Origin of the sequence: Streptomyces nogalater (genome assembly GCF_039532885.1) — a bacterium.
Lineage (GTDB): Bacteria > Actinomycetota > Actinomycetes > Streptomycetales > Streptomycetaceae > Streptomyces > Streptomyces nogalater.
Genome location: NZ_BAAASM010000020.1, coordinates 16,000 through 41,639 on the forward strand (window position 1 = coordinate 16,000; position 25,640 = coordinate 41,639).

Genomic DNA, 25,640 nt, shown 5'->3' on the forward strand with positions numbered 1-25,640 from the left:
CGTCGCTGACAGGCTTGCCCTCCCAGGGTCACCGGCCCGCGCCGCAACCGCATCTCGGGGCGGGGGCTCACCGGCCCGGCGCGAACAGCGCGGCGAGCCGCCGGTAGGAGTCCAGCAGGCCCGTGCGGTCGTAGGTACTGGTCGTGACGAGCACCTCCTCGGCGCCCGTCTCCTTCAGCACCGTCTCCAGCTCGTGCGCGACCTGCTCCGGGGTGCCCGCGATGTGCCCGGCGAGCGCGGACTCGTAGAGGTCCCGCTCCTTCGCCGTCATCGTGCGGGCCTGAACCGACTCGGCGGGGGCGAGCGGCGGGAAGGTGCCGCGGGTGCGGGAGTACGCCAGCGACCAGGCCTCGGGGACCAGCAGCCGGCGCGCCTCGGCCTCGGTGCCGGCGACCGCGACCGTGCCGGAGATCACCACGTACGGCTCGGCCGCCCAGCGGGACGGACGGAACAGCGAGCGGTACTGGTCGATGCCGCGCAGCATCTTCTCCCGGCCCCGCAGATCGCCGATGACCATGGGCAGGCCCGCGCGGGCCGCGATCCGCGCGCCCTCGCCCAGGGCCAGCACGAACGGCGGCACGGTCAGGCCCTCCGAAGGGCGGGCCCGCACCCCGGTCGGCGAGCCGCCCGTGAACCAGTCCAGCAGTTCCCCGAGCTGGGCCGCGAAGTCCTCCGCGTCCTCCTTGTCCCGGCCGAGCGCCTTGCGCACCCCGTCCGTGAAGCCGACCGAGCGGCCGAGCCCCATGTCGATACGCCCCGGGAACAGCGACTCCAGCACCCCGAACTGCTCGGCGACGACCAGCGGCCGGTGGTTGGGCAGCATGACCCCGCCGGTGCCGACCCGGATGGCGCGGGTGGCCGCGGCGACCGCGGCGGCGAGCACGGTCGGCGCGGACCCGGCGACCCCCGGCACCCCGTGGTGCTCGGACACCCAGAACCGGTGGTAGCCGAGCGCCTCCGCCTCCCGGGCCAGCGCGACGGTGTCCCGCAGCGCCTCGGCGGGCGGACGGCCCTCCCGGGTGCGGGAGCGGTCGAGGACGGAGAACCGGGTACGGCTGATCACTGTGCTGCTCACGTGGTGTTCAACACCGCGGCGGGCACAGGATTCCCGGAAGCCGTGCCTTCTCGCCGCCGGTGAGGTCTCCCGGCCGCCCGCTCGCGGCGCGCGGGTTGCCCAGGGCAGGCGGCTGGCTAGGGTGATCGGTGTGACCGACCGCCCAAGGCCCCCGATCGCCGTGTTCGACCTCGACAACACGCTGGCCGACACCGCCCACCGGCAGCACTTCCTGGAGCGCCGGCCGCGGAACTGGGCCGCGTTCTTCGCCGCCGCGCCCGCGGATCCGCCGCTCGCCGAGGGCGTGGCGCTGGCCGTGGAGAGCGCCCGCGGCTGCGAGGTCGTCTATCTCACCGGCCGTCCCGAGCGGTACCGCCGGGACACCCTGGAGTGGCTCGCGGCGCACGGACTGCCCGAGGGGCGGGTGTTCATGCGAGGGGACGCCGACCGCAGACCGGCCCGCTTCACCAAGCTGGCCATCCTGCGCCGGCTCGCCCGGGACCGTGAGGTCCGGGTGCTGGTGGACGACGACGAGCTGGTGTGCGACGACGCCGAACGCGCCGGGTTCACCGTCGTACGGGCGCGCTGGGCGGAGAAGTCGGCCGCGGTTCAGGAGGCGCAGGAACGGGAGGGCCGGACCTGACGCGCGCCGGGGCGGCTCAGGCGCTGTCCTCGATACGGAAGCCGACCTTCAGACCCACCTGGTAGTGCTCGATCCGGCCGTTCTCGATCTGGCCGCGGACCTGGGTCACCTCGAACCAGTCCAGGTTGCGCAGCGTCTGGTCGGCGCGGGCGATGCCGTTGCGGATGGCCTGGTCGACGCCCTCGTGCGAGGTGCCGACGATCTCGGTGACCCGGTAGGTGTGGTTCGTCATGCGGGTGCTCCTTACGTGTCACGCCGTACTCCACCGTGCACTATCCGCGCCGCCTGCGCACGGCGTCCCGCGCGTACCGCCGGGTAGCGCTTGACCTCCGCATTGGTACATACCAAAATCCAGCACACCCGTACGAGCCCTCGTGCTCGTCCCCCACGTCGGGCCCCCACACCCTGTCCCCGCACCTCGGCACCACCTGCCAGACAGAACAGGACCCTTCGTGAGACGTCGTCTGCTCGCCCTCGTCTGTGTCACCGGCTCCCTCGTCAGCGCCTGCGGGATGCTCCCCGGCGACCACCAGGAGCGGAAGACCGTCACCGTGTGGCTGATGAAGGACAGCGCCTCCAAGGAGTTCCTGCGGCGGTTCACCGAGGACTTCGAGCGTACCCACGACGACCTGCGCCTCGACATCCGCATCCAGGAATGGACCGGCATCGTGGAGAAGGTCCGCGGCGCGCTCAAGGAACCCTCCGGCGACGGACCGGACGTCATCGAGGTCGGCAACACCCAGGTGCCGCTGTACGCCGACGGCGGCCGGCTGGCGGACCTCACGCTGGAGTCGATGCGGGACTGGGGCAAGGACACCTGGCTGCCCGGCCTCGCCCAGCCCGGCAAGGACGGCAACAAGCAGTACGGCATCCCCTGGTACGCGGCCAACCGGGTCGTCATCTACCGCAAGGACCTCTTCCGGCAGGCCGGCATCACCCGCCCGCCGAAGACCCGCGACGAATGGCTCACCGCCACCGAGAAGCTCGACACCGGTGGGAACCAGGGCATCTACCTCGCGGGCCAGGACTGGTACACGCTCTCCGGGTTCATCTGGGACGAGGGCGGCGAACTCGCCGAGGAGAAGGACCACGAGTGGCGGGGCACCCTGGACAGCCCGGCCGCGCTGCGCGGCATGGACTTCTACCGGCGCCTTCAGGCGCTCGGCGCGGGACCCGCCGACGCCGACGAGGAACACCCGCCCCAGGCCGGGGTGTTCGCCGGCGGCAAGGTCGCGCAGATCATCGCCGTACCCGGGCTCGCCCAGGCGATCGTCCGGCAGAACCCGGACCTGAAGGACAAGCTCGGCTTCTTCCCCGTGCCCGGCCGCACCGCCGGCCGGCCCGGCACCGTCTTCACCGGCGGCTCCGACCTGGTCGTCCCGCGCAACACCGACGACCAGTTCGCCGCGACCACCGTCGTCGGCGCGCTCACCGGCGCCAAGTGGGACACCGAGCTGGCCCGCACCATGCACTACGTGCCCAACAAGACCACGCTGGCCGGCGCGGTCGCCGGCACGGAGGGGGTCGCCGCCATGGCCGCGGGCGCGGCGCGCGGCCGGGCGACCCCCTCCACCCCTCAGTGGGCCGACGTCGAGGCCGACAACCCGATCAAGGAGTACATGACCCGGGTGCTCCAGGGCGGCGACCCGGCGACCGAGGCCCGCCGCGCCTCCGCGCGGATCACCGAGGCGCTCGCCCCCGACGTGGGCTGAGCCGCCGCACCCGGCTCACCGCAGCACGCTCAGCGACAGCGCGAAGCGGCCCGCCGCGTCCGTCCACCAGTGCGTCAGCTCCAGCCCGGCGGCGGCGAGTTCGGCGGTGACGCCCTCCTTGCGGAACTTGGCCGACACCTCCGTGCGCAGCTCCTCGCCCGCCGCGAAGTCCACGGCCAGGTTCAGCGCGGGCACCTTCACGGTCTGTGCGGTACGGGAGCGCAGCCGCATCTCGATCCACTCCTGCCCGGCGTCCCACAGGGCCACGTGGTCGAACGCCTCCGGATCGAAGTCGGCGCCCAGTTCGCGGTCGATCACGGCCAGCACGTTCCGGTTGAACGCGGCCGTCACCCCGGCCGCGTCGTCGTACGCCCGGACCAGCATCCCCTCGTCCTTGACCAGGTCCGTGCCGAGCAGCAGCCCGTCGCCCGGGGCGAGCAGCGCGCGCACGGACGCCAGGAACCGGGCGCGTTCGGCGGGCAGCAGATTGCCGATCGTGCCGCCGAGGAAGGCCAGCAGCCGGGGACCGGGCGTCGCGGGCAGGGTCAGCGGGGCGGTGAAGTCGGCGATCAGCGCGTGCACGTCGAGCCCCGGACGTTCCTCGACGAGCGCCCGTCCGGCCTGTGTGAGCGCGCTCTCGCTGACGTCGACCGGGACGTACGCGGCCAGCGAGGGCAGCGCGTCGATGAGATGGCGGGTCTTCTCCGAGGAGCCCGAGCCCAGTTCGACCAGGGTGCGGGCACCGCTCGCCGCGGCGATCTCCCCGGACCGGGTGGCGAGGATCTCCCGTTCGGCGCGCGTGGGGTAGTACTCGGGCAGCTCGGTGATCCGCTCGAACAGCTCGCTGCCGCGGGCGTCGTAGAACCACTTGGGCGGCAGCCACTTGGGGGTCGCGGTGAGGCCGCGCAGGACGTCGGCGCGCAGCGCGGCCTCCGTCGCGTCCTCGGGGAGGGTGCGGGTGATGTGCAAGGGGCTCAACGGCAGGGCTCCTTCGAAGGTACGGCCGCCGGATCCTCCAGCGGGGCGAGCCGCACGCCGGCGCGGCTCGCGGTGAGCACGGTGCGGTCGGGGACCTCCCGCCACAGCGGGTCGTCGTCGTACGGCTCGGAGGCGACGACCGTGCTCCGGCCGGGCTCCGCGCGGTACCACAGCGAGTCGCCCCAGGCGGTGGCGGTGATCGTGTCCCCGTCGGTCAGCAGCAGGTTCAGCCGGGAGGCGGGGGCCGCCCGGGCCAGTTCGCGCACCGGTCCGCCCAGCGCCCGCTCCGGGGCCTGGCCGGACCGCAGCCGGTGCAGGACCAGCGCCCAGACGAACGCCGAGTCGGTGCGGGCCTGGAGCGACAGCAGTTCGACCGGGGGCAGCGTGGACACCAGCGGTGCCGCCGCGTCCGGCCAGCCGGCGATCAGCCCGTTGTGGCTGAACAGCCACCGCCCGGCCGCGAACGGCGCCGCCGCGGCCTCGGCGTCCGCCCCCGCCAGCGTCGCGTCCCGGACCGCGGCGAGCACGGCGCCCGAGCGCACCACCCGGGCCAGGTCGGCGAAGGACAGGTCGGCCCAGATCGGCCCGGACCGCCGGTAACGGGCCGGCGCCGGATCCCCGGGCGCGTACCAGCCGACCCCGAACCCGTCGGCGTTGACCGTCCCGTACCGCTGCCGGCGCGGCGCCCACGACTGCCGGTACAACCCGTGCGGGGGCTCCACGAGCAGCCGTCCCAGCGGTTCTTCGGGCCCCAGGTAGGCAAGGTGACGGCACATCAGGCGGCCTCCGAACGGGCGGTGCGGAACCCGGAGAAGATCTGCCGGCGGACCGGGTAGTCCCAGTTGCGGAACGTGCCCCGGCAGGCCACCGGGTCCACGGCGAACGAGCCGCCGCGCAGCACCTTGTGGGCGGAGCCGAAGAACACCTCGGAGTACTCCTTGTACGGGAACGCCCGGAACCCCGGGTACGGCAGGAAGTCGCTCGCCGTCCACTCCCACACGTCACCGATCAACTGCCGTACGCCCAGCGGCGACTGCCCGGCCGGATAGCTGCCGGCGGGGGCGGGCCGCAGATGCCGCTGGCCTAGGTTGGCGTGCTCGGGCGCGGGGTCGGCGTCGCCCCACGGATAGCGCCGGGAGCGGCCGGAGACCGGGTCGTGGCGGGCCGCCTTCTCCCACTCCGCCTCGGTGGGCAGCCGGCGTCCGGCCCAGCGGGCGTAGGCGTCCGCCTCGTACCAGCACACGTGCAGCACCGGCTCGTCCGGCGGCACCGGTTCCGTGACCCCGAACCTCTGCCGCAGCCACCGGTCGCCGTCCCGCCGCCAGAACAGCGGGGCGGTGATGCCGTGCCGCCGGATGTGCGCCCAGCCCTCCGGTGTCCACCAGCGCTCGGTGGTGTAGCCGCCGTCCTCGATGAACGCCTGGTAGGCCGCGTTGGTCACCGGGACGGTGTCGATCCAGAACGGCGCCAACCGGCGGGGGTGCGCCGGGCGTTCGTTGTCCAGCGCCCAGGGTTCGTCGGAGGTGCCCATGGTGAACGGGCCGCCGGGGACGAGGACTTCGGCCGGGCCGGTGAAGGGCGGCGCCGGGTCCGGGTCGGGCGCGGTCAGCGCCCGCGGACCCCTTCTGAGCTGATGGGTGATCAGCATGGTCTCGTCGTGCTGCTGTTCGTGCTGGGCGACCATGCCGAAGGCGAAGCCGGCCTCGGTCAGCCGGGTGCCGTGGAAGTCCGCCGACGCCAGCAGGTCCAGCGCCCGGACGCGCACCTCGGCCGCGTACCGGCGGGCCTCGGCGGGCGGCAGCAGCGGCAGCGAGGGGCGCTCGGCGCGCGGGTGCTCGAAGGCGTCGTAGAGGCTGTCCAGCCCGGGCCGCATCGCCTCCCGGCCGCCGACCGCCCGCAGCAGCCACAGCTCCTCCTGGTTGGCGATGTGCGCGAGGTCCCACACCAGCGGGGACATCAGCGGGGAGTGCTGGGCGGTGAGGTCGGGTTCGTCGACACAGGTGGTCAGCAGCGTGGTGCGGGCGCGGGCGGTGGTGAGGCAGGCCCGCGCCCGTTCGCGCAGGGCCTCGGTGTCCGTCTCGGTGGTCGTGGTGCCGGTCTCCGGGGCGGTCATGTGCGGATGTCCTTCCTCCCGTGGGCGCGGCTGCCCCCGGGTGGGCCTTCGTCCAGCAGGTCGTCGGCCGGGCAGCGGCCCCGGGCGACATGGCGGTCCCGGAACGCGGCCACGGCGTCGGTGACCCGGGTCGTGGCGCCGAGCCGGGGCAGCGCCTCCAGGGCCGCCGCGAAGCAGCCGTCGGCGGCCTCGCGCAACTCCGGGTCGGCGAGGGCGTGCCGGGCCGCGTCGGCCCACAGCGGATTGTGCGGGGCCGGCCGGTCCAGGGCCCGTTCGGCGAGCGGCTTGACGATCCGGTAGGCGGTCTCGGTGGCCTGGGGGTCGTCGAACAGCGCGGCCGTCACCGCGAGGGGCACGAGCCAGCCGTCCGCTCCGGGCTGCGCGTCGATCATCCGCAGCTCCAGATGGCCGCGCGGCCGGACCGGCGGGAACAAGGTGCTCAGGTGGTAGTCGAGGTCCGCCCGGGTGGGCGGCCGGGGCGACCGGGAACGGGCCCACTGCCGGAACGTGAGCCCCTCGGGAACCTCCCAGGGGCCGCTGTCCCGGCGGACGCACATCACCGGCGCGTCCAGCGCGTGCCGGGCCCAGGCGGCCCGTGGCGCGCCGTCCAGCGGAGGAGCGCCGGCCCGGCCGGGCCCTATCTCCATCCACCTCAGCTGACGGGTGGAGCGCCAGCCGGTGCGCCGCAGGCCGACCAGCGGGGAGTTGGCGAACGCGGCCACCAGGACCGCGCCCAACTGGTGCGCCAGCCACCAGCGCCGGGTGTGCCCCAGCGGGCCCGGCTCCTCGTGGCCCGCGTCCACACACACCTGGACGGAGGCGGAGGAGCACATCATGTGCCGGCCGGCCGGACCGGTGCGGTCCAGGCAGGTCTCCATGGCGTCGTAGCGGGGCGCGCGCAGAAACCTGCGGGGCGGGTGCCGGGGATCGTGGCCGAGGCCGGTGAGACCGAGACCGTCGTCGGCCAGAGCGGCCCGTACGGCGTCCAGGTCGGCCGAAACGGTGTCGACGCACTCCATCAGGGAGCCGGCGGGCGGCGAGCTCAGCTCCAGCTGGCCGCCGGGTTCGACGGTGAGCGCCGAGGCCAGGGGCAGGGTCCGCACCGTGGCGTAGGCCGCTTCGAGTTGTTCGGGTGTGACGGGGAGCTGTGGCAGCTCCAGCGGGTGGACGAGCCACTCCAGCTCGACACCGAGGGCGCGGGGCGGTCCGGTCTTGAAGCAGATGCCCCGGACCAGGGCCTCCGCCTCGGCGTCGGTGACGGCGGTGCGGTGCTCCGTACAGTCACCGCCGTCGCTGCGTATATCGGACATGTCGGGATCCTCCTGAGGTTCCAGCATGCCATCGGCCCATGGCGCGGGCCGTGCGGGCACTCATCCCAGCCAAGACCCTTCGGCGGACGCGCACAAGAGCGCGGACCCGGACGTACCGGGCTCGTCGTCAATTCCGTTGCGCCGCATCACCAGCATCACCCAGGATGCGTGCATGAGCACGACGGGGGAGACCGCGCGACGCGCGGCCGCGGCGCCCACGGGGGTGGCGCCGTGAGCGCGCGCCTGCGCGGGATCGCCGCGGAGACGGAACGGATCGTGGCCGCGGGCCGCTACCGGGCGCCGGACGGCCGGGACGTGCCGGTCGCGCGGGCGGTCGAGGCCGCGCGGGCGGGCACCCGGATGTTCGGTCCCGCCCCGGTGCCGGTGCCCGCGGAGCCGGCGCCGGAGGGCGGTACGCGGTTCGAGGTCACCGGGGAGAGCAGCCTGGAGGCGGCCCGCCGGCTGGCCGACGGCCCCGTGGCCGTACTGAACTTCGCCTCGGCCCGCAACCCGGGCGGCGGTTACCTCAACGGCGCGCAGGCCCAGGAGGAGGCCTTGTGCCGCGCCTCCGCGCTGTACTCCTGCCTGCTCGCGGCCCGCGGCTTCTACGACCATCACCGCGCCGACCGCGACCCGTTCTACACCGACCGGGTGATTTACTCGCCGGGCGTCCCCGTGTTCCGCGACGACCGGGGCCGGCTGCTCCCCGAGCCGTATCCCGTGGGCTTCCTGACGGCGGCCGCCCCCAACGCGGGTGTGATCCGGCGTACGGCGCCGGAGCGGGCCGCCGGACTGCCGGGCGCGCTGGCGGTGCGGGCGGAACGCGTGCTGGAGACGGCCGCGGCCCACGGCTACCGGCGGCTGGTGCTCGGCGCCTGGGGCTGCGGAGTCTTCCAGAACGACCCGGCGCGGGTCGCGGGCGCCTTCCGGGCGGCCCTGGGCCCCGGCGGCCGATTCGCGCACCGCTTCGACCATGTGGTCTTCGGTGTGCTGGACCGGACACCGGGGGCGGTGGTACGGGAGGCGTTCGCACGGGCGTTCCCGGAGGCCCGGAGGGATGTGCGTACGGGGGTTTCCTGAGGCGCGGGGGTGGTTGTACGGGGATTGCCCGAGGCGCGGGGGCGGTCGTGCGGGAACTTTCCGAGGCTCAGGAGGCGTTGCGCAGGAGGCCCGAGGCGCCGGGGGCGGGCGCGCGGGGTACGTGACACCCGTCCCCTCGGAGCCGGACCCGCCTGCCGTCAGTTCCAGCCGTGGCGCTCGCGCAGTCGCCGCCGGACCAGGTTGAAGCGCGCCCGGTCCAGCGCGGCGGCCTCCCGGCGCATGCCCCGCTCGTGCAGCCGCAGCACCCGGTCCACGTCCACCCAGGAGTCGCGGCCGGAACCGTCCCAGGGCCCGCCGCCGAGGGCCACCCACTCCCGGTCCCTGTCGTGCCGCTTGCTGGTCAGCTGCAACGCGAGGAACGTGCCCGCCGCCTCCCGGGCCACGACCAGCACCGGACGGTCCTTGCCCCGGCCGTCGTTCTCCTCGTACGGCACCCAGGTCCACACGATCTCCCCCGGGTCGGGGTCGCCGTCGTGGGCCGGTGAGTACTCGGTGCGCACCCGGCCGACCTCACGCGGGTCGGCCTCCGTGGTGGCGTACGGGCCATGGCGGCCGGGGGCGCTGTCATCGGTGATCGTGCTCACGCGGGCACCTTAGCGGTCCGCGCGACCGGCCTGGCCACCCCGGGTGTCACGCCGTAGCCGCATCGGGCCGTGCGCCGATCCGCATGCCGGGGCGCCGGTTGTGCACGGTCAGGTACGTCAGCCCGGCCGGGCCGGCGGTGATGCTGCGCGCGGCGCCGTGCGGCAGCCACACCAGGGCGCCCTCGACGAGCGGCTGCCCCGGGTCCGGGGAGCCGTCACCGAGCAGGCCGTCCCCGGCGACGACCAGGACCAGCACGTCCAACTGCGTCTCGGTGTGGGCCGGTACCCGGCCGCCGGGAGCCAGCCGGACCACGTTGGCGTCGAGCTGGCGCCCGCTCTCGGCCAGCTTCCACAGCACGCCGGCGGGCAGTGGCGGTGTCTCGGCCAGGGCGCGGGTCTCGCACAGAACGCGCGGCCGCGTCGCCGGGCGGGCGGCCGGTCCGGTGCCGGTCGCGGACGGCGATGTCATCTGGTGTTCCCCTCGGCTCTCGCGTTCCCCCGCTCGCACATCCCGGCCACTCTACAATTAATACAGGTACGATTCGTGAAAACCGGCCGCGCTGGGCAGCGGTGGAGAGGGGTGTCCGGACGTGAGCACCCGGGAGAGTCCGCGCCGCCGGGCGCTGCTGGACGTACTGCGCGCGGCGCCCGCGCCGCTCGGGGTCGCGCAGGCCGCCGAGCGGATGGGACTGCACCCCAACAGCGTGCGGTTCCACCTGGGCGCCCTGGTGGCCGACGGCCTCGTGGAACGCCGGACCGAGGAGCCCTCCGGGCCCGGCCGGCCGCGTACCGTCTATACCGCGCGCCCCGGGATGGACCGCGGCGGCCCGCGCGACTACCGGCTGTTGGCCCGCATGCTGCTCAGCCGGTGGACCGCCGCCGACCCGGCCGAGGCGCGCGCGGAGGCCCGGGAGACGGGCCGGACCTGGGGCCGCTGTCTGGCGGACCCGCCCGCGCCGGACGAGACACCGACGCCCGAACGGTCGACGGCCCGGCTGCTCGCCCTGCTGGACGGCCTGGGCTTCGCGCCGCGGGCCGAAGGCGTCGGCGAGCCCGGCCGGCCCCCGGAACGGATCCGGCTGCGGCACTGCCCTTTCCTGGAACTCGCCGAGGAGCAGGGCGCCTTGGTGTGCTCACTCCATCTGGGCCTGATCCAGGGGGCGTTGGACCGGATGGGGGCGCCCCTGACGGCCACCGCGCTGGAGCCGTTCGCGGAACCGGACTCCTGCGTCGCCCACTTGGCCGGCACACCGGCCGCCCGCGCCTCCTGACCCGCGCGCGGCAGAACCCGTCCCGCCCGGCGAACCCCGGCGTACAACCGCCGCGCAGCCGGAGAAAGGCCCGTACCCCCATGAACGCCACCTTGGCCGCCACCGCCGGCGCGGTCACCTTCGTCTGGCTCGGGATGGTGCTGGCGATCTCGTTCCTGGAGGCCCCGCTGAAGTTCCGCGCCCCGGGGGTGACGATCCCCGTCGGACTGGGCATCGGCCGGCTGGTGTTCCGGGCGCTGAACGCCGTGGAGACCGTCCTGGCGGTCGTCGTGATCAGCGCGGTCGCCGTGGGCGGCGCCCCGGCCGGCATCATCGCGCCGACCGCGGCGGTGGCGGCGCTCCTCGCCGTCCAGCTCGCCGTCGTCCGCCCCGTCCTCAACCGCAGGTCGGACCGGGTACTGGCGGGCGAGAACCTGCCCCGCTCGCGCAGCCACCTGTGGTACGTGGCACTGGAGATCCTGAAGACCGCCACCCTGATCACCCTGGGCATCGGCCTGTCGGCGACCTGACCCACAGAGCCGGCACGGAGCCGCGCCCTGACCGTCAGGATTGGGGACAGGGGTGGGGCCGGAGCCGTGTCGGCTTCGGCCCCCTGGGTGGGTGCGGCTCAGGCGGCGGAGCCCACGTTGCCGTGCAGGCGGGCCACGACCTCGGTGAGCTGGGCGGCGACCTCGGCGTCGTCGGCCGGGTGGGTCTCGGCGAAGCGGGTGACGGAACCCGGGATGGACAGCTTGATGTCCTCGATCACCTTGCCGCCGGCGATGCCCACGGCCTTGCGGGTGTCGTCCTGGGCCCACACGCCGCCGTACTGGCCGAAGGCGGTGCCGATCACGGCGACGGGCTTGCCGCCGAAGGCGCCGGCGCCGTAGGGGCGGGACAGCCAGTCGATGGCGTTCTTCAGCACGGCCGGGATGGTGCCGTTGTACTCGGGGGAGAACAGCAGGAAGGCGTCGGCGGCCTGTGCGGCCTCCCGCAGCTTGACGGCGGCGGCCGGCACGTTGCCCTCCACGTCGATGTCCTCGTTGTAGAAGGGGACCTCGGCCAGGCCCTCGAAGAGCTCGACCTCGGCGCCCTCCGGCGCGAGCTTCACGGCCGCCTCGGCGAGCTGGCGGTTGTGGGAACCGGCGCGAAGGCTGCCGACGAGCGCGAGGATGCGAACAGACATGGGAACTCCAAGGGGCTGAAACATCGCTGAGACGATCCGGACCGAAGTCCGTTTAAGTGTGTACCACCTTAAACGGACCGCGGTCCAGTTCTCTTCCCGATGCTTTACGCTGTCGTCATGTCCAGCGCTCTGCCGCCCTTCCCGAAGCCTCAAGAGCCCTTCGAGACCCCCTCCTTGCTGGAGGTGGGCACGGCTCCCGGCGAGCCGGGCCTGCGCGCCGACGCGGCCCGTAACCGGGCCCGGCTGCTGGAGGCGGCCGCCCGGCTGATCGCGGAGCACGGGGTGGCCGGGGTCACCATGGAGGCGGTCGCCGCGGCGGCCGACGTGGGCAAGGGCACCGTCTTCCGCCGCTTCGGCGACCGCACCGGGCTGCTGATGGCCCTCCTCGACCACTCGGCCCGCCGGCTCCAGGCCGATTTCATGGGCGGGCCCCCGCCGCTGGGTCCCGGCGCGCCGCCCCTGGAGCGGCTGCGGGCGTTCGGCGTGGCGGTGCTGTACCGCACGGCCGAACAGCTGGATCTGCAACTGGCCGCCCAGCCGGAGCCGACCCGCCGGTTCTCCCACCCGGTGGCCGGGGCCCTGCGCGCCCACCTCACGATGCTGCTCCGGCAGATCGTGCCCGACGGCGACTGCGACCTGCTCGCCCACACCCTGCTGGCCTCCCTGGACCCCGCGCTGATCCATCACCTCACCCGGCAGTGCGAGATGCCCATGGAACGCCTGGAGGCAGCCTGGCTCGACCTGGTCACCCGGGTGACCCGCACGGACCGGCCGGACTGACCTCCACCCGGTACCCGGCCCCCCGGAGCCACAGTGGCGCGCCCGCGTCCGCAAACCGGCCCGGCCGTCCTCCGGTCAGCCCGCCTCGCCGGTGAACGTCTCCACCAGCCCCCGCGGGGCGTCGGCAGCGAACAGCAGCTCGTGGCCGCGCGCGGACTCCGCCGCCGACGCCTCGGCGCGCGGGAACATCCGGGCCTCGTACGCGGCCGGCGCGGCCTCCGTGTCCCCGGGGTGCGCGGCCAGGGCGAGGCCCAGCTCGGCGCCGTCGAGCAGCGCCAGGTTCGCGCCCTCGCCCACGAACGGGGACATCAGGTGGGCGGCGTCTCCGGGCAGGGTCGCCCCGGGCGCCCGGTCCCAGCGGTGCCCCACCGGCAGCGCGTGGATCCGGCGGGGCACCAGCGCCCCGTCCGCGTCCCCGACCAGCACCCGCAGTCGCTCGCCCCAGCCGTCGGGGCAGGCGCCGGACCGGTCTTGGCATGCCCGAGGCCCCTCGGGGCGCGACCCCGGCGGCGGGCCCGGAGCGCACTCCCTGCCGGGGGCCCGTGTGGTGCGACGCGAGTCCAGCCGACCCGCGACCGCACCGGAGCGCCTCACTGCCCGGTCTGGCCCTGCTGGGCGGCGATGCTCTTGCGCACCTCGTCCATGTCCAGGGCGCGGGCCTGCTTGATCAGGTCCGCGAGGGCCTGCTCGGGCAGGGCGCCCGGCTGGGCGTAGACCGCGACCTGATCGCGGACGATCATCAGCGTCGGGATCGACTGGATCTCGAAGGCCGCGGCCAGCTCCGGCTGCGCCTCGGTGTCCACCTTGCCGAACACCAGGTCCGGGTTCTCCTCGGCCGCCTTCTCGTACACCGGCGCGAACGACCGGCACGGCCCGCACCAGGACGCCCAGAAGTCGATCAGAACGAACTCGTTCCCGGAGACCATCTCGTCGAAGTTCTCCTTGGTCAGTTCCACGGTGCTGCTCATGGCCTGGTTCCCTCTTCCTGGTGTGGGGTGTGCCGACGGCGCAAACACGGCCGCCGGGCCGCCTATTCCACCCGCGCACGCCGGTGTTCCGCGCGCGTACCCATGTGGCCTCGGCGCACACCACCCACCAGACTGACCCCATGACGGAAACGGAATCGAACACGTACGACGTCGTGGTGATCGGGGCGGGACCGGTGGGCGAGAACGTCGCCGACCGGACCCGGGCGGCCGGCCTGACCACCGCCGTCGTGGAGAGCGAACTCCTCGGCGGCGAGTGCTCGTACTGGGCCTGCATGCCCAGCAAGGCCCTGCTCAGGCCGGTCATCGCGCAGGCCGACGCCCGCCGCCTGCCCGGCCTCGCCCAGGCCATGCGGGGACCGCTCGACACCCCGGCCGTGCTGGCCCGCCGCGACGAGTACACCTCCCACTGGCACGACGACGGGCAGGCCGACTGGCTCGCGGGCACCGGCGCCGACCTGTACCGCGGCCAGGGTCGGCTCGCCGGTCCGCGCACGGTCACCGTCACCGGCCCCGACGGCACCCTGACCACGCTCACCGCCCGGCACGCCGTCGCCGTCGCCACCGGCACCCGCGCCCGACTGCCCGACCTGCCCGGACTCGCCGAAGTCGGGCCCTGGACCAGCCGCGAGGCCACCAGCGCCAAGGCCGCCCCCGGACGGCTCATCGTCGTCGGCGGCGGGGTCGTCGCCGCCGAGATGGCCACCGCCTGGCAGGCCCTCGGCTCCCGGGTCACCGTACTGGTCCGCGGCAAGGGCCTGCTGGGCACCATGGAGCCGTTCGCCGGGGAACTGGTCGCCGAGGCCCTCACCGGTGCGGGCGCCGACATCCGCACCGGCACCTCCGTGGAGTCCGTCCGCCGCGAGAACGGCACCGTCGTGGCGGTCACCTCCGCCGGCGACCGGATCGAGGCCGACGAGATCCTCTTCGCCACCGGACGCGCCCCGCGCACCGACGACCTCGGCCTGGAGACCGTCGGCCTGGAACCCGGCTCCTGGCTGGACACCGACGACAGCCTCCGCGTCACCGGCACCGACTGGCTCTACGCGGTCGGTGACGTCAACCACCGCGCCCTCCTCACCCACCAGGGCAAGTACCAGGCCCGCATCGCCGGCGCCGCGATCGCCGCCCGCGCCGCCGGCGACACGCTCCTGGAGGAACCCTGGGGCGCCCACGCCGCGACGGCCGACCACCACGCCGTACCCCAGGTCGTCTTCACCGACCCCGAGGCCGCCGCCGTCGGCCTCTCCCTCGCCGAGGCCGAACAGGCCGGCCACCGGGTACGCGCCGTGGACGTCGAGTTCTCCTCCGTGGCGGGCGCCGGCCTGTACGGCGACGGCTACCGGGGCCGCGCCCGCATGGTCGTCGACCTGGAGGACGAGATCCTGCGCGGAGTCACCTTCGTCGGCCCCGGTGTCGGCGAACTGATCCACTCGGCCACCGTCGCGATCGCCGGCCGCGTCCCGGTCGACCGCCTGTGGCACGCGGTCCCGTCCTACCCGACCCTCAGCGAGGTGTGGCTGCGGCTGCTGGAGGCGTACCGGGACAACTGACCGCGCGGCTACGGCAGACGGAAGCCCAGCGCGTCGGCGGCCGTCCGCGGGGTCGGCTGGGACCACAGGGACGCCACCGCCTCGTTGGTCGACAGCGAGCGCGGCTCCGCGCGGTCCAGGTACAGCGTCCCGTCGAGGTGGTCCGTCTCGTGCTGGACGATCCGGGCCGGCCAGCCGGTGAACATCTCGTCCAGCGGGCGGCCGTGCTCGTCCTCGCCGCGCAGCCGCACCTCGGCGTGCCGGGCCACCACCGCCTGCCAGCCCGGCACGCTCAGACAGCCCTCGAAGAACGCGGCCCGGGCGGTGCCCACCGGCTCGTACACCGGGTTGACCAGCACCCGGAACGGCTGCGGGACCCGGCCCCGGGCCGCCGCCACCTCCGGCGGCACCGGCGCCGGGTCCTCGATGACCGCGATCCGCAGCGGGATGCCGACCTGCGGGGCGGCCAGGCCCACACCGGGAGCCGCGTGCATGGTGGCGCGCAGGGCCTCGACGAACCGGGCCAGGAGCGCGGGGCCGAGCTGACCGTCGTACGGCTCGGTGCCGCGCCGCAGGACCGGCCGGCCGGCCGCGACGATGGGCAAGGGGCCGCCGGCGGCGAGGAGTTCCTCGACCCGCTCGGCGAGCGGTGTGTCATCACGGGGTGCCATCGCGTCAGCATGCCACGCCCGCACCCGCCCCCGGCGGCACCCCGGGGCGTCGGCGCGCACCCGGCACGGCCCGCGCGGCCGGGCCGCTGTCAGTGGCGTGAAGTAGCGTGGGACGGGTCGGTGAGCGAACGGTGCGAGACGGGGGAGGGGACCGGAGATGACAGAGCGGGAGAGCCGGGCCCGGCGGCGCGGACAGGGCGAACTGGAGGGCCAGGTGCTCGGTGCGCTGCGCGAGGCGGACGGGCCGGTCAGCGCGGCCTGGGTGCAGCAGCACCTCGGCGGCGACCTCGCGTACACCACCGTCGTCACCATCCTGACCCGGCTGCTCGCCAAGGACGTCGTCTCCCGCGAACGGCACGGCAGGTCCTTCCTGTGGACGCCCACGGCCGACGTCGCCCGGCTGGCCGCGCTGCGCATGCGCCGCCTGCTGGACGGCGAACGGGACCGCGAGGCGGTCCTGGCCAGCTTCGTCACCGCCCTGCCGCCCGGCGACGAACAGGTGCTGCGGGCCCTGCTCGACATCCCGGCCCCGGACGCCGGCGGCCCGGAGGACTGAGCGCCGATGGGAGTCTTCGTCTTCCTGCCGCTGGTGCTGCCGCTGTCCGCCTGGCCGGTCGCCCGGCTCGCCGAGACCCGGCTGCACCCGCGCACCGCCACCCGGCTGCTCACCGCGGTCGCCGTGGTCATGGCCGTGTGCAGCACGCTGTGCCTGGCCCTGCTCATGGTGGTCGGCACCGCGCAACTGCCCGGCAACCCGCTGCCCGACGGCTGGTCCGACCCCGAGGTGCGGGCCGCCGTCCCGCACGACGAGGTGGCCGGCCGGGCCGCGATACCGGCGCTCGCCGTGGTCGCCGCCGCCTGCGCCCGCACCCTGTGGCGGCACCGCCGGGTCACCCGCCGCGCCCGCCGGGCCCTGGCCGGAGTGCCGGGCCCCACGGTGGCCGTCCTGCCCGACGGCACGCCGTACGCGTACGCGCTGCCCGGCGGCCGGGGTCGGATCGTGGTCAGCACCGCCCTGCTGGCCGGACTCGCCCCGGCCGAGCGGCGCGCCCTGTTCGCGCACGAACGCGCCCATCTGGCCGCCCGCCACCACCGCCATCTGCTCGCCGCGCACCTGGCGGCCCGCGCCAACCCGTTCCTGCGCCCGCTGCGCACCGCCGTCGTCTACACGGCCGAGCGGTGGGCGGACGAGGAGGCGGCCCGCGCGGTGGGCGACCGGCGCACGGTCGCCCGCGCCATCGGCAAGGCGGCCCTGCTGTCCCCGCGCACCCCGGCGCCCACCCTGGCCGCGCTCGCCGCGACCGGGCCCGTGCCGCGCCGGGTGGCCGCGCTGCTGGCGCCCGCACCGGCGGCCCGCACCTGGCCGTCGGCGTTCACCGCGGTCGGCCTGGCCGCCTGGGGCGCCGCCGCCGGGGCGCTGGCCTCCGCGATGTCGTCGGCGAACTCCGCCGTCACCCTGGTCCTGATCCTGCGCGCCGCCACCCCGTTGTGAGCCGCCACCCCGTTGTGAACCGGAGGCACCCATGGCGTTCACCGCACGGGCGCTGAGCCCGGACACCTGGGCTGACTTCGCCCGCCTGGCGGAGGACCACGGCGGGGTGTGCGGCGGCTGCTGGTGCATGGCCTTCCACCAGGAGGGCATCGGCCGCGGGACGACCCCGGAGCGGAACCGGGCGGCGAAGGAACGCCGGGTGCGCGAGGCAAGGGCGCACGCGGCGCTGGTGTACGACGGCCCGGACTGCGTCGGCTGGTGCCAGTTCGGCCCGCCCGCCGAAGTACCCCGGATCGCCCACCGCCGCGCCTACGAGGCCACCGCGCCCGCCCTGCCCGACTGGCGGATCACCTGCTTCTTCGTCCACCGTGCCCGCCGGCGCACCGGCGTGGCCGGCGCAGCCCTCGACGGCGCCCTGGCCGAGATCGCCCGGTTCGGCGGCGGCACGGTGGAGGGCTACCCGCGGGACACCGAGGGCGCCCGGGCGCCGGGATCCGCCCTGTTCGGCGGCACGGCGGGCCTGTTCGAGAGCCGGGGCTTCCGGCGTGCCCGGCGGCTGGGCGAGAGCCGCTGGGTGGTCACCCGGACGGTCGCGCCCGGGGCCTGAGGGACGCCGGCCGGGCGAACGGACGGCGCGCGGGGCGCCAGGTGGCGACCAGCGCCGCCGCCAGCAGCAGCTCGGCGATGTCACCGCCGTAGTACATGATCTCCGCGCCGCCCCGGACCTCGGACGCGGGAGCGTGGACGGCCACCCGGAACCCGCCGTACATCAGCTGCGCGGCGACCGCGTGCACGGCGATCGCGCAGCCCAGCCAGGCCAGCCGGGCGGGCACGCCCGGCCGGGCCGGGGCGGGGTCGGGACCGGCGACGGCGTGTGCGAACAGGCACCCCGACAGCAGGAAGTGCGCGTGCACCAGCCAGTGCCCGGCCGGATGGGCCGTGGCGGTGTCGTACAGCGGGGTGAAGTACAGCACCGGGAGGCTCCCGGCCGACAGCAGCAGGGCGACCGGCGGACGGCTCAACAGGCGTGCCGGGGCGCTGTGCAGCACCGCGGTGAACCGGCGTGCGAGGGGCGCGGAAACGGCGCGGAGCACCAGGGTGCCCGGGGCACCGAGCACCAGGCCGAGCGGGGCGTACATCCCGATGAGCAGGTGCTGGACCATATGACCGCGGAAATCCCGGTGCGCGAAGGGCGCCACCGGCGGCAGCAGCGCCACCGCCGACAGCACCACCCCGGCACAGAACGCGGCGGTCCGCCACGGGCTCCAGGCCCGCACCGGATTCCGCCGGCGCGCCCGCAGGACCAGCAGCAGATAGCCGCCGGCGCACACCAGCAGGGCCAGGACCGGCAGGACGACGGCCAGCGCGCCACCGCTCTCCGGGTGGGACGTGTGGTGGTGGCCCATCAGGCGAGGCGCCCCTCACGGGCGGCACCGGGGGCCGCCGGATCGTAGGACCGGCCGCCCCGCCGGAGCAGCAGCCCGCCGGCCACCAGCAGCGCCCCGAAGACCAGGAAGGCCACGTCCCACCACACCTGGTGCGCCCCGCCGCGCACATGGTGGATGCCCAGGATCTGGTGGTCCAGCAGGCCCTCCACCAGGTTGAACAGGCCCCAGCCGACCAGGATCCAGCCCCACAGCACCCGTGAGGTCCACACCCGCCGCCGGCCGCTGGTCACCCGGGCGTACAGCACGGCGAGCCCGGACAGGACGGCCAGCCAGCACACGGTGTGGAAGACGCCGTCCCACACGGTGTTCATCTCCAGCCCGGAGACGCTCTTCGGGTCGTAGTACTTCACGCCGATGCGGTCGTGGTCGGTGCTGGTCAGCATGTGGTGCCACCGGAGGAGCTGGTGCAGCAGGATCCCGTCGACGAATCCGCCGAGCCCCACGCCCAGCAGGATGCCGGGCAGGCGCAGACTGGCGGGCGCGGTGTCGCTCCTGGTGTCTCGTACCGTTGCCATCGCTCCTCGTCTCGGTCGATTCCGGGTAGATCGGTTCCGGCTGAGGTGCCCTCACGACAGCTATCAGCTCCCGGGCGCCACCGCTGCCGCAGGCTCGGCCATCTGCGCGGCCCGGCAGGGCGGCCGACTTCCGACGGTCCGGGGACGCCTTTTCGGTGCGCGCGTTTGTCCCCGGTACCCGGCGAAAGATTGATAAGCCATAACTTGCATGCTTTCCCTCGCGTTTCACCGGGTGCGGGCGAGTGCCCGCGACCGTATCTGGAAGGACAGGGAACCGATGAAACGGGTTACCCGAAACAGTGTCATCGCCGTCGCCGCCGCCTCGGGGGCGATGGCAGTGGCCTGGCCGGCGCACGCCGACTCCGCCGCGGGCGGCCATGCGGGCGGTTCGCCCGGGCTGATCTCCGACAACGGCATCCAGTTGCCGGTATACGTTCCGGTGGACGCGTGCGGGATCACCGGGGACGTGGTGGGGCTGCTCAACCCCGCCATGGGCAACCGCTGCGCCAACCAGGGTGACCAGGCCGGGGGCGAGGAAGGGGCCGCGAGGCCGGGCGGGGCCACGGCCGTGGGCAAGGAGCAGGGTTCGCCCGGGGTGATCTCCGGCGACGGCGTCCGGCTCCCGGTCGATCTGCCGGTGGACATCAGCGGCAGCACCGTGGACGTGGTGGGCATCGGCGACCCCGTCTTCGGAAACCAGTCCGTGAACACCTCCCCGTGCCCCGACACCCCCGGCCGGCCCACCCCGCCCGCGCAGCCGCCCACGCGGCACACGCCGCCGGTGCGCCACCAGCCGCACGAACCCTCCCACCCCGCGACCCCGACCCGCCCGGTGCCGCACCTGTCGTCCAGCGTCGTACGGCAGCGCCCGCCCGGCACCCTCGCCCACACCGGAGCGGACGGCACCTGGACGGCCGCCGCCGCGGGCCTGGCGTCGCTGACGGGCGGCACCGTGCTGTACCGGCGCTTCCGGCCGGGAACCGGGCGCTGACCCCGGCCGCCCCCTCCGGCACCGGAGGGGGCGGCCTGCCGCTGCCGCCACACCGGTTCCGTCCCGGCGGCGGGGCCGCCTTCCGACCGCGTACGCTCTCACGACCGCGGCCGGGGCGGGTTCGGTGGCGCGGGACGACCTCGTGGTCCATGCGGGACGGCTTCTCGGGGGTGCGCGCGGCGTACAGGCCGGTGATCCGGCCGTCGGCGAGGCGCGGGGCGAGGACGGTGTCCGCAGCGCGCCCGCGCTGCCGCCCACCCTGCCGTCGAGCCGGAGCACCAGCGCCGGGCGGCCGTCGGCCCGGGCCGGCCGCCGCGCCGGACCCGCGCAGCCGCGAGAGGCCGGCGGGCGGCGCCGTGTGACGTCCACGGCCGGTGACGTTGCCTCACAGGGGCGAGGGCGGCCTCACCAGGTGACCGGCAGCCGCACCGGGAAGCGGCGGATGGTGCCGGTGTCCCACTCGATGTCCTCGGGGGCCACGGCGAGACGCAGCGAGGGGAACCGGGTCAGCAGGCCGCTGAGCGCGCTGTCCAGCTCCGCCCGGGCGAGCGGTGCCGCCAGGCAGTGGTGCCCGCCCCAGCCGAACGTCATGTGCGGGCGCACCGGCCGCTCAAGGTCCAGCCGGTGCGGGTCGGGGAAGACGGCCGGGTCCCGGTTGGCCGCCAGGTACGACACGTGGACGTAGTCGCCGGCGCTGATGAGGGTGCCCTCGACCTCCGCGTCCTCCAGGGCGATCCGGGGGATGCCCACCCCCTTGCGGAACGGGATGAACCGCAGCAGCTCCTCCAGCGCGCCGGGGAACCGGCCGGGGTCGCGGGCGAGTGCCGCACACTGCTCGGGATGGGTCAGCAGCAGATAGGCGATGTCGCTGATCTGGCAGGTCGCGGTGTCGTTGCCGCTGAGGATGAGCGTTACGGCCAGCACCGCCAGCTCGTCGTCGCTCAACGGCTCCTCGCCCTCCGGCACCGGGGCCGTGGCCAGCGTGCTCAGCAGGTCCTCGCCCGGCGCCCGCCGCCGCTCGGGGACCAGCCCCGCGAAGTACGCCCGCAGGGACGCCTTGGCCTCGGCCGCGGTCCGCCGGGCGTCGGCGGAGGTGGCCAGCAGCCGCATGGTGCGGTCCCGCAGCTCGTCGCGGTCGGCCTCGGGTACGGCCAGCAGCTCGCAGATCGTCAGATGGGGCAGCGGCACCGACAGATGGGTCACCAGGTCGGCGGGCGGTCCGGTCTCGGCCATCGCCGTGAGCAGTCCGGCCACCACCCGGTCCACCGCCGGCCGCATGGCCGCCACCCGGTCGCGGGTGAACGCCTGGGCGGCCACGTGCCGCAGCCGGGTGGCGTGCGGCGGGTCCGTCACGTTGATGGACTCCGGTGACACGATGGGCTCGGGCGTCATCCTCGGATAGTCGCGTCCGACGATCGCCGCCCGGCTGAACCGCGGATCGCACGTCACCTGACGCACACCGGCGAAGCTGGTCACGAGCCACGCCTCGGCCTCGCCGTAGGGCAGCCTGATCCGGCTGACCGGGCCGCGCCGCGCCAGCGCGTCCAGCTCGGGGTCGAACTCCAGCGCCTCAGCGTAGTCGAAGGGGCATTCGAGCACGGTCGGTTCCGGGAACGACATCACAGCCTCCTTTGTGCGCCGCCGGGCGCGCTCGTCGGTGCCGGGCCAGATCCGAGGTGCCGCCTCGTCCCGGAGAGAGTCACTTCCTCAATATGCGGGAGGCCGACGTGCTTCGCACCACGGACGCGAGCGGCACGGCGGGCTTCCGGCGCCGGCGCGGCAGGGCTCAGGCGCCGACCCGGTCCCGTCGGCGCCGCAGGAGGGCGGGCCGGCCGGACGCCTCGGCACCGCCGCGGGCGGCGGCGCGGGCGGCGCCGTCGGGCATCGTGAAGGTGAAGACCGCCGTGGCCGCCGCGATCGCGGCGAGGGCGAGGAAGGCGTGCTGGTACGCGGCGACGGGCGGGGCGGTGGCGGCGCCCGACGGGGTGCCGAGGACGAGGGCCGTGGTCACCGCCGCCGGCGCGAGCGCGCCGCCGGTCTGGCGCACCACGGTGTTCAGCATCGTGGCCTGGGCCAGGTCGGCCCGGTCGATGGTGGCCAGCGAGGCGACCGTCGTGGGGATGAAGAAGCAGCCGATCGCGGCTCCGAACAGGAACATGTAGGCGCGGACGGCCCACAGACCGGTGCCGGCGTCGCACGTGGCGAGCAGCACCAGGGTCGCGCTCACCCCGGCCAGCCCGCAGCCGACGATCAGGCGCGGGCCGACCCGGGCGTACAGCGCGCCGGTGATCTGCACGGTCAGCAGGACGCCGAACGCCTCGGGGAAGGTGGTCAGGCCCGACTCCAGCGCGGTACGGCCCTGCGCCTGCTGGAGAAAGAGCGGGCCGAGGTACAGGGCGCCCATGATGGGTATCAGGCCGACCAGATTGATCAGGTTGGTGTCCCGGAAGAGCCGGTCGGTGAACAGGCGCAGCCGCAGCAGGGGGTGGGCCGTGCGCAGTTCGAAGGTGGCGGCGGCGGCCAGCAGCACCGTGCCGAGGACCAGGCAGCCGAGGACGGCGGGGGAGGACCAGCCGCGGTTGGGTCCCTCGCAGACGCCGAACATCACGGTACCCAGGGCGCCCGCGCTCAGCAGCAGTCCGGGCAGGTCGAACCGGCCGGGCCGGCCGCCGCGGTCGCCGGCCAGGAACAGCGCGCCGAACAGGACGGCCGGGAGCCCCACCGGCAGGTTGACGTAGAACACCCACCGCCAGGACAGGTGGTCCACCAGCAGCCCGCCCAGCACGGGGGCGGCGGCCGGGGCGATCTGCTGCGGAACGATCATGTAGCGGGAGATCCGCACCTGTTCGGCGGGGGTGAAGGTGCCGAACAGCAGCGCGGCGGAGGCCGGGAAGAGGACGCCTGCCGACAGTCCCTGCACCGCGCGGTAGGCGACGAGCTGACCGGGCCCGGCCGCCGCCCCGCACAGCAGGGACGAGCCGAGGAAGGCGACCAGGGCGGCCAGCAGGACGCGTTTGCCGCCGAACCGCTCGACCAGCCAGGCGGAGGCCGGGATGGCCATGGCCAGGCAGACCGGGTAGGCGACGACCACGCCGTCCAGTGCGGCGGTCGTCAAATGGAACTGACGGGCGATCGAGGGCAGGGCCACGGTGGTGATAGCTCCGTCGACGATCGCGATGAACGTCACGCTGACGCAGACGACGGGGACGACCAGGCGCTGGCTGAGCGACGGCAGGGCGAACGGCAGTGAGGGACGGCGCATATGCTGAGCATACGCACTATGTTGTTGCTCAGGATATGGCTTTCCGCGTGTACGGTGGGGGGACGGGGCTTGACGGGCCGTCAACAGGCCGTCGCCGCGGCAGGGCGGGGTGCGAGGCGCCCGGCCCTGCGGGACAGGAGAGACTGGGCACCATGGCAGTGCACGGCAGCAGCGACATCCTCATCGACGAGCTGTACGAGACGACCAACCGACTACGGCAGTTCGTGGAGGCCCGGCTGCGGGAGAAGGGGGCGTCGGTGGCCCGGCTGCGCGCCCTGCGCATGCTGGCCAGGGCGCCGGAACCGCTGCGGATGCGGGACCTCGGCGAGATGGCCGGGATCGCCGCCCGCACCACCACCACGATCGTGGACAGCCTGGAACGCGACGGCCTGGTGGAGCGGGTGCGCCACCCCACGGACCGGCGCGCGTTCCTGCTGCGCCTCACCGAGGACGGGCTGCACTGCCACCGCGAGGCGGAGGAGACCGACCGCCTCGCCCTCGCCGAGGCCACGGCGACCCTGGACACGGCCGAACGCGAGCAGCTGCGGGCTCTGCTGGCCCGCATCCGGGAGAACACGGGCTGAGTGCCCTCCCGGTGGCGCCGGGCCGCCGTCAGCCGGCCACCGGTACCGGACGCGGTATCGGCGCGCGCAGCCGATCGTGGGTCAGCGGCGGGCTGCCCGGCAGGGGACCGGGCCGGCCGTCACCGTCGTAGCCGGTACTGTCCCGTACCGGCAGGGCCCGGCCGTCGGGCGGCGGCAGGCGGCCGGTGAGCTCCTCACGCCTTCCGGCGCGGGGCCCCCAGGTGGTGCGGTCCACCCTCGGCCGACCAAGGGGGGCTTAGCCCAGCAGCTTCACTGGTTCCTTCGCGGCCGGAGCCGAGGACGCCGGGTTCCGGCCGGTGATCAGGTTGCGGTCCACCACCGCGTGCGGCGTCCACGGCCCGCTCGCGCGCACAGCTACGCCCGCCTCGGTCAGCCGGTCCCGCAACAGCCGCTCGGCCTGCCCGGCCGGCCCGCCCTGGATCTCCTCCTCGTTGGTGAAGGCGGTCGCGCGGTAACCGGCGAAGGCCCTGCGGGCGGCGCGCGAGGGGGAGGCCGCCGTCAGGCCGCGTCGGCCGCCGGGCCGGCCGTCCACTCGGGGGCCAGTACCGCCCAGATCTCCTCGTCGTGCCGTTCGCCCCGGTGGAGGTGGCTGTCCCGCAGGACCGCCTCCTTGCGCATGCCGAGCCGGCGGGCCACGGCGATGCTGGGCGCGTTGCCGGACGACACCCACCACTCCACCCGGTGGACGCCCCGCTCCCGGACCGCCCAGTCGATCAGCCGCCGCGCCGCCCGGGTCACCAGGCCCCGGCCCACCGCGTCCGGTTCCAGCCAGCAACCCGCCTCCGCCGTGCCCTGGGCGACGTCCAGCCGGCGCAGGATCACCGCGCCGACCAGGGTGCCGTCGAGGCGGATCGCCCGGATGAGCCCCGCGTCGGCCGCCTCCTTCCGGGCGTACGCCTCCAGGAACGCCCGGCTGGACGCCGGGTCGGTGACCACGTCCGGCAGTCCGTTGAACCGCCCGATGAACGCGCGCCCCCGGTCCATATGGGCGAGGAACTCCTCGGCCTGCCAGGGCGGGAGCGGGCACAGCTCGGCGCCGTCGTCACCGAGAGAGAGCGCGAACATGGTCACCTTCGGGTGGTCGGGGACAGGAGCGGGGCATGCGGTACGCCAGCCTACGGCCGGTGCCCGCCCCGCCGGCCGTGGGGTCCCGACGCCGTCCTTCACCTGGTTGGCGGGGCGGGGGAGCGGAGCCGACGATGGTGGGGTGGGGTACGGCCGCCGCCGCAGCGCCGGTGCCGTCCGAGGCCGCCGGGGGACGCTGGCCGGCCCCGGCCGCGGTGAGCGGCCGGAAGGGAGGACACCGTCATGTGCCCGCCCGGCCACGACGCCTGGGTGGTCGGTGACGAGCAGGTCGTGATCCACGACTTCGCGGGGACCATGGCGAACGAGTACGCCAAGGAGTAGGAGCGTCTCCGGCCGGCGGC

Annotated in this window: 29 protein-coding genes and 2 pseudogenes; 13 read left to right on the forward strand and 18 right to left on the reverse strand. The window is 74.9% G+C overall.

The window, feature by feature from the left end; translation table 11 throughout:
* Positions 1-67 precede the first annotated feature (67 nt).
* Positions 68-1,075 (reverse strand): LLM class flavin-dependent oxidoreductase, encoded by a 1,008-nt coding sequence (locus ABD350_RS15830; protein WP_344348721.1) that lies wholly within the window; start codon positions 1,073-1,075, stop codon positions 68-70.
* A gap of 130 nt (positions 1,076-1,205) precedes the next feature.
* Between ABD350_RS15830 and ABD350_RS15835 the strand changes: the two genes are divergently transcribed.
* On the forward strand, positions 1,206-1,697 hold the full coding sequence (locus ABD350_RS15835; RefSeq protein WP_344348722.1) for a phosphatase domain-containing protein: 492 nt from the start codon (positions 1,206-1,208) through the stop codon (positions 1,695-1,697).
* A gap of 16 nt (positions 1,698-1,713) precedes the next feature.
* Here the strand turns inward: ABD350_RS15835 and ABD350_RS15840 are convergent, their stop codons facing one another.
* Complete coding sequence (locus ABD350_RS15840; protein ID WP_030607157.1) at positions 1,714-1,929, reverse strand: dodecin; 216 nt, start codon at positions 1,927-1,929, stop codon at positions 1,714-1,716.
* Positions 1,930-2,149: 220 nt separating this feature from the next.
* Between ABD350_RS15840 and ABD350_RS15845 the strand changes: the two genes are divergently transcribed.
* Positions 2,150-3,409, forward strand: coding sequence for an extracellular solute-binding protein (locus ABD350_RS15845; RefSeq protein WP_344348726.1), 1,260 nt, complete (start codon positions 2,150-2,152; stop codon positions 3,407-3,409).
* A 15-nt stretch (positions 3,410-3,424) separates the two neighbouring features.
* Here ABD350_RS15845 and egtD read toward each other — a convergent pair whose 3' ends face one another.
* Genes egtD through egtA form a run of 4 tightly spaced genes read right to left on the reverse strand, consistent with a single transcriptional unit; the run spans position 3,425 to position 7,810 of the window.
* Entirely contained in the window at positions 3,425-4,387 is a 963-nt protein-coding gene (egtD, locus tag ABD350_RS15850) for an L-histidine N(alpha)-methyltransferase (RefSeq protein WP_344348728.1), read from the reverse strand.
* Positions 4,384-5,163, reverse strand: a complete 780-nt coding sequence (gene egtC, locus ABD350_RS15855) for an ergothioneine biosynthesis protein EgtC (RefSeq protein ID WP_344348729.1) — start codon at positions 5,161-5,163, stop codon at positions 4,384-4,386. Before egtC ends, egtD begins: the two co-directional genes overlap by 4 nt.
* Positions 5,163-6,500 (reverse strand): ergothioneine biosynthesis protein EgtB, encoded by a 1,338-nt coding sequence (egtB, locus tag ABD350_RS15860; RefSeq protein WP_344348730.1) that lies wholly within the window; start codon positions 6,498-6,500, stop codon positions 5,163-5,165. The genes egtC and egtB overlap by 1 nt, the downstream gene beginning before the upstream one ends.
* Entirely contained in the window at positions 6,497-7,810 is a 1,314-nt protein-coding gene (gene egtA / locus ABD350_RS15865; protein ID WP_344348731.1) for an ergothioneine biosynthesis glutamate--cysteine ligase EgtA, read from the reverse strand. Before egtA ends, egtB begins: the two co-directional genes overlap by 4 nt.
* A 231-nt stretch (positions 7,811-8,041) precedes the next feature.
* Between egtA and ABD350_RS15870 the strand changes: the two genes are divergently transcribed.
* Positions 8,042-8,890: a TIGR02452 family protein gene (locus ABD350_RS15870; protein ID WP_344348732.1), complete on the forward strand. Its 849-nt coding sequence runs from the start codon at positions 8,042-8,044 to the stop codon at positions 8,888-8,890.
* A 158-nt stretch (positions 8,891-9,048) separates the two neighbouring features.
* On the opposite strand, the gene ABD350_RS15875 is transcribed toward ABD350_RS15870, so the two are convergent.
* Complete coding sequence (locus ABD350_RS15875; RefSeq protein WP_344348733.1) at positions 9,049-9,495, reverse strand: type II toxin-antitoxin system PemK/MazF family toxin; 447 nt, start codon at positions 9,493-9,495, stop codon at positions 9,049-9,051.
* Positions 9,496-9,541: 46 nt separating this feature from the next.
* Complete coding sequence (locus tag ABD350_RS15880; RefSeq protein ID WP_344348734.1) at positions 9,542-9,964, reverse strand: hypothetical protein; 423 nt, start codon at positions 9,962-9,964, stop codon at positions 9,542-9,544.
* A 121-nt stretch (positions 9,965-10,085) separates the two neighbouring features.
* Between ABD350_RS15880 and ABD350_RS15885 the strand changes: the two genes are divergently transcribed.
* Together ABD350_RS15885 and ABD350_RS15890 are read left to right on the forward strand one after the other, a co-directional pair.
* Entirely contained in the window at positions 10,086-10,766 is a 681-nt protein-coding gene (locus ABD350_RS15885; RefSeq protein ID WP_344348735.1) for a helix-turn-helix transcriptional regulator, read from the forward strand.
* Between the two features lie 80 nt (positions 10,767-10,846).
* Entirely contained in the window at positions 10,847-11,275 is a 429-nt protein-coding gene (locus tag ABD350_RS15890) for a hypothetical protein (protein ID WP_344348736.1), read from the forward strand.
* A 98-nt stretch (positions 11,276-11,373) separates the two neighbouring features.
* On the opposite strand, the gene ABD350_RS15895 is transcribed toward ABD350_RS15890, so the two are convergent.
* Positions 11,374-11,931 (reverse strand): NAD(P)H-dependent oxidoreductase, encoded by a 558-nt coding sequence (locus ABD350_RS15895; RefSeq protein ID WP_344348737.1) that lies wholly within the window; start codon positions 11,929-11,931, stop codon positions 11,374-11,376.
* A 99-nt stretch (positions 11,932-12,030) separates the two neighbouring features.
* Here ABD350_RS15895 and ABD350_RS15900 point away from each other — a divergent pair, with 99 nt between their 5' ends.
* Complete coding sequence (locus tag ABD350_RS15900) at positions 12,031-12,711, forward strand: TetR/AcrR family transcriptional regulator (RefSeq protein ID WP_344348738.1); 681 nt, start codon at positions 12,031-12,033, stop codon at positions 12,709-12,711.
* Positions 12,712-12,786: 75 nt separating this feature from the next.
* Here ABD350_RS15900 and ABD350_RS15905 read toward each other — a convergent pair.
* Positions 12,787-13,161, reverse strand: a pseudogene (locus tag ABD350_RS15905) (FAD-dependent oxidoreductase); the annotation flags it as partial.
* Positions 13,162-13,301: 140 nt separating this feature from the next.
* Positions 13,302-13,679: a thioredoxin gene (trxA, locus tag ABD350_RS15910; RefSeq protein ID WP_344348740.1), complete on the reverse strand. Its 378-nt coding sequence runs from the start codon at positions 13,677-13,679 to the stop codon at positions 13,302-13,304.
* 140 nt (positions 13,680-13,819) lie between these two features.
* Here trxA and ABD350_RS15915 point away from each other — a divergent pair, with 140 nt between their 5' ends.
* Complete coding sequence (locus tag ABD350_RS15915; protein WP_344348741.1) at positions 13,820-15,250, forward strand: dihydrolipoyl dehydrogenase family protein; 1,431 nt, start codon at positions 13,820-13,822, stop codon at positions 15,248-15,250.
* A gap of 8 nt (positions 15,251-15,258) precedes the next feature.
* On the opposite strand, the gene ABD350_RS15920 is transcribed toward ABD350_RS15915, so the two are convergent.
* Positions 15,259-15,900, reverse strand: coding sequence for a peptide deformylase (locus ABD350_RS15920; RefSeq protein WP_344348742.1), 642 nt, complete (start codon positions 15,898-15,900; stop codon positions 15,259-15,261).
* A gap of 157 nt (positions 15,901-16,057) precedes the next feature.
* On the opposite strand from ABD350_RS15920, the gene ABD350_RS15925 reads away from it, so the two are divergent.
* The 3 genes from ABD350_RS15925 to ABD350_RS15935 are packed head-to-tail and all read left to right on the forward strand — an operon-like array spanning position 16,058 to position 17,999.
* Positions 16,058-16,456 carry a BlaI/MecI/CopY family transcriptional regulator gene (locus ABD350_RS15925; RefSeq protein ID WP_344348743.1) on the forward strand — a complete coding sequence of 133 codons (399 nt, stop codon included), beginning with the start codon at positions 16,058-16,060 and terminating at the stop codon, positions 16,454-16,456.
* 6 nt (positions 16,457-16,462) lie between these two features.
* Complete coding sequence (locus ABD350_RS15930) at positions 16,463-17,392, forward strand: M48 family metalloprotease (protein WP_344348744.1); 930 nt, start codon at positions 16,463-16,465, stop codon at positions 17,390-17,392.
* A 31-nt stretch (positions 17,393-17,423) separates the two neighbouring features.
* Positions 17,424-17,999, forward strand: coding sequence for a GNAT family N-acetyltransferase (locus tag ABD350_RS15935; RefSeq protein ID WP_344348745.1), 576 nt, complete (start codon positions 17,424-17,426; stop codon positions 17,997-17,999).
* Here ABD350_RS15935 and ABD350_RS15940 read toward each other — a convergent pair.
* Entirely contained in the window at positions 17,971-18,798 is an 828-nt protein-coding gene (locus ABD350_RS15940) for a cytochrome c oxidase assembly protein (protein WP_344348746.1), read from the reverse strand. The genes ABD350_RS15935 and ABD350_RS15940 overlap by 29 nt on opposite strands.
* Complete coding sequence (locus tag ABD350_RS15945; protein ID WP_344348747.1) at positions 18,798-19,355, reverse strand: DUF2243 domain-containing protein; 558 nt, start codon at positions 19,353-19,355, stop codon at positions 18,798-18,800. The genes ABD350_RS15940 and ABD350_RS15945 overlap by 1 nt, the downstream gene beginning before the upstream one ends.
* Before the next feature lie 277 nt (positions 19,356-19,632).
* On the opposite strand from ABD350_RS15945, the gene ABD350_RS15950 reads away from it, so the two are divergent.
* Positions 19,633-20,346 carry a chaplin family protein gene (locus tag ABD350_RS15950; protein WP_344348748.1) on the forward strand — a complete coding sequence of 238 codons (714 nt, stop codon included), beginning with the start codon at positions 19,633-19,635 and terminating at the stop codon, positions 20,344-20,346.
* A gap of 405 nt (positions 20,347-20,751) precedes the next feature.
* Here the strand turns inward: ABD350_RS15950 and ABD350_RS15955 are convergent, their stop codons facing one another.
* Both ABD350_RS15955 and ABD350_RS15960 read right to left on the reverse strand, forming a co-directional pair.
* Positions 20,752-21,966 carry a cytochrome P450 gene (locus tag ABD350_RS15955; RefSeq protein ID WP_344348749.1) on the reverse strand — a complete coding sequence of 405 codons (1,215 nt, stop codon included), beginning with the start codon at positions 21,964-21,966 and terminating at the stop codon, positions 20,752-20,754.
* 166 nt (positions 21,967-22,132) lie between these two features.
* Positions 22,133-23,533 carry a DHA2 family efflux MFS transporter permease subunit gene (locus tag ABD350_RS15960; RefSeq protein WP_425584190.1) on the reverse strand — a complete coding sequence of 467 codons (1,401 nt, stop codon included), beginning with the start codon at positions 23,531-23,533 and terminating at the stop codon, positions 22,133-22,135.
* A gap of 227 nt (positions 23,534-23,760) precedes the next feature.
* Here ABD350_RS15960 and ABD350_RS15965 point away from each other — a divergent pair, with 227 nt between their 5' ends.
* The gene (locus ABD350_RS15965; RefSeq protein WP_344348751.1) at positions 23,761-24,192 is read left to right on the forward strand and encodes a MarR family winged helix-turn-helix transcriptional regulator; all 432 of its coding nucleotides are present in this window, start codon (positions 23,761-23,763) and stop codon (positions 24,190-24,192) included.
* 256 nt (positions 24,193-24,448) lie between these two features.
* Here the strand turns inward: ABD350_RS15965 and ABD350_RS15970 are convergent, their stop codons facing one another.
* Both ABD350_RS15970 and ABD350_RS15975 read right to left on the reverse strand, forming a co-directional pair.
* Positions 24,449-24,745: a type 1 glutamine amidotransferase family protein gene (locus ABD350_RS15970; protein ID WP_382466858.1), complete on the reverse strand. Its 297-nt coding sequence runs from the start codon at positions 24,743-24,745 to the stop codon at positions 24,449-24,451.
* Positions 24,712-25,278, reverse strand: a complete 567-nt coding sequence (locus ABD350_RS15975) for a GNAT family N-acetyltransferase (protein WP_344348752.1) — start codon at positions 25,276-25,278, stop codon at positions 24,712-24,714. Before ABD350_RS15975 ends, ABD350_RS15970 begins: the two co-directional genes overlap by 34 nt.
* A 240-nt stretch (positions 25,279-25,518) precedes the next feature.
* Here ABD350_RS15975 and ABD350_RS15980 point away from each other — a divergent pair.
* Positions 25,519-25,620: pseudogene (locus ABD350_RS15980) on the forward strand (cupin domain-containing protein); the annotation flags it as partial.
* Positions 25,621-25,640 lie beyond the last annotated feature (20 nt).

Coding starts and splice junctions, on each gene's coding strand:
- egtC (WP_344348729.1), bottom strand. CDS start 5,163: ATGTGCCGTCACCTTGCCTACCTGGGGCCCGAAGAACCGCTGGGACGG.
- ABD350_RS15950 (WP_344348748.1), top strand. CDS start 19,633: ATGAAACGGGTTACCCGAAACAGTGTCATCGCCGTCGCCGCCGCCTCG.
- ABD350_RS15965 (WP_344348751.1), top strand. CDS start 23,761: ATGGCAGTGCACGGCAGCAGCGACATCCTCATCGACGAGCTGTACGAG.
- egtB (WP_344348730.1), bottom strand. CDS start 6,500: ATGACCGCCCCGGAGACCGGCACCACGACCACCGAGACGGACACCGAG.
- ABD350_RS15895 (WP_344348737.1), bottom strand. CDS start 11,931: ATGTCTGTTCGCATCCTCGCGCTCGTCGGCAGCCTTCGCGCCGGTTCC.
- ABD350_RS15935 (WP_344348745.1), top strand. CDS start 17,424: ATGGCGTTCACCGCACGGGCGCTGAGCCCGGACACCTGGGCTGACTTC.
- ABD350_RS15945 (WP_344348747.1), bottom strand. CDS start 19,355: ATGGCAACGGTACGAGACACCAGGAGCGACACCGCGCCCGCCAGTCTG.
- ABD350_RS15900 (WP_344348738.1), top strand. CDS start 12,031: ATGCTTTACGCTGTCGTCATGTCCAGCGCTCTGCCGCCCTTCCCGAAG.
- ABD350_RS15880 (WP_344348734.1), bottom strand. CDS start 9,964: ATGACATCGCCGTCCGCGACCGGCACCGGACCGGCCGCCCGCCCGGCG.
- ABD350_RS15955 (WP_344348749.1), bottom strand. CDS start 21,966: ATGTCGTTCCCGGAACCGACCGTGCTCGAATGCCCCTTCGACTACGCT.
- ABD350_RS15890 (WP_344348736.1), top strand. CDS start 10,847: ATGAACGCCACCTTGGCCGCCACCGCCGGCGCGGTCACCTTCGTCTGG.
- ABD350_RS15915 (WP_344348741.1), top strand. CDS start 13,820: ATGACGGAAACGGAATCGAACACGTACGACGTCGTGGTGATCGGGGCG.
- ABD350_RS15925 (WP_344348743.1), top strand. CDS start 16,058: ATGACAGAGCGGGAGAGCCGGGCCCGGCGGCGCGGACAGGGCGAACTG.
- ABD350_RS15930 (WP_344348744.1), top strand. CDS start 16,463: ATGGGAGTCTTCGTCTTCCTGCCGCTGGTGCTGCCGCTGTCCGCCTGG.
- ABD350_RS15840 (WP_030607157.1), bottom strand. CDS start 1,929: ATGACGAACCACACCTACCGGGTCACCGAGATCGTCGGCACCTCGCAC.
- ABD350_RS15920 (WP_344348742.1), bottom strand. CDS start 15,900: ATGGCACCCCGTGATGACACACCGCTCGCCGAGCGGGTCGAGGAACTC.
- ABD350_RS15940 (WP_344348746.1), bottom strand. CDS start 18,798: ATGGGCCACCACCACACGTCCCACCCGGAGAGCGGTGGCGCGCTGGCC.
- ABD350_RS15975 (WP_344348752.1), bottom strand. CDS start 25,278: ATGTTCGCGCTCTCTCTCGGTGACGACGGCGCCGAGCTGTGCCCGCTC.
- trxA (WP_344348740.1), bottom strand. CDS start 13,679: ATGAGCAGCACCGTGGAACTGACCAAGGAGAACTTCGACGAGATGGTC.
- egtA (WP_344348731.1), bottom strand. CDS start 7,810: ATGTCCGATATACGCAGCGACGGCGGTGACTGTACGGAGCACCGCACC.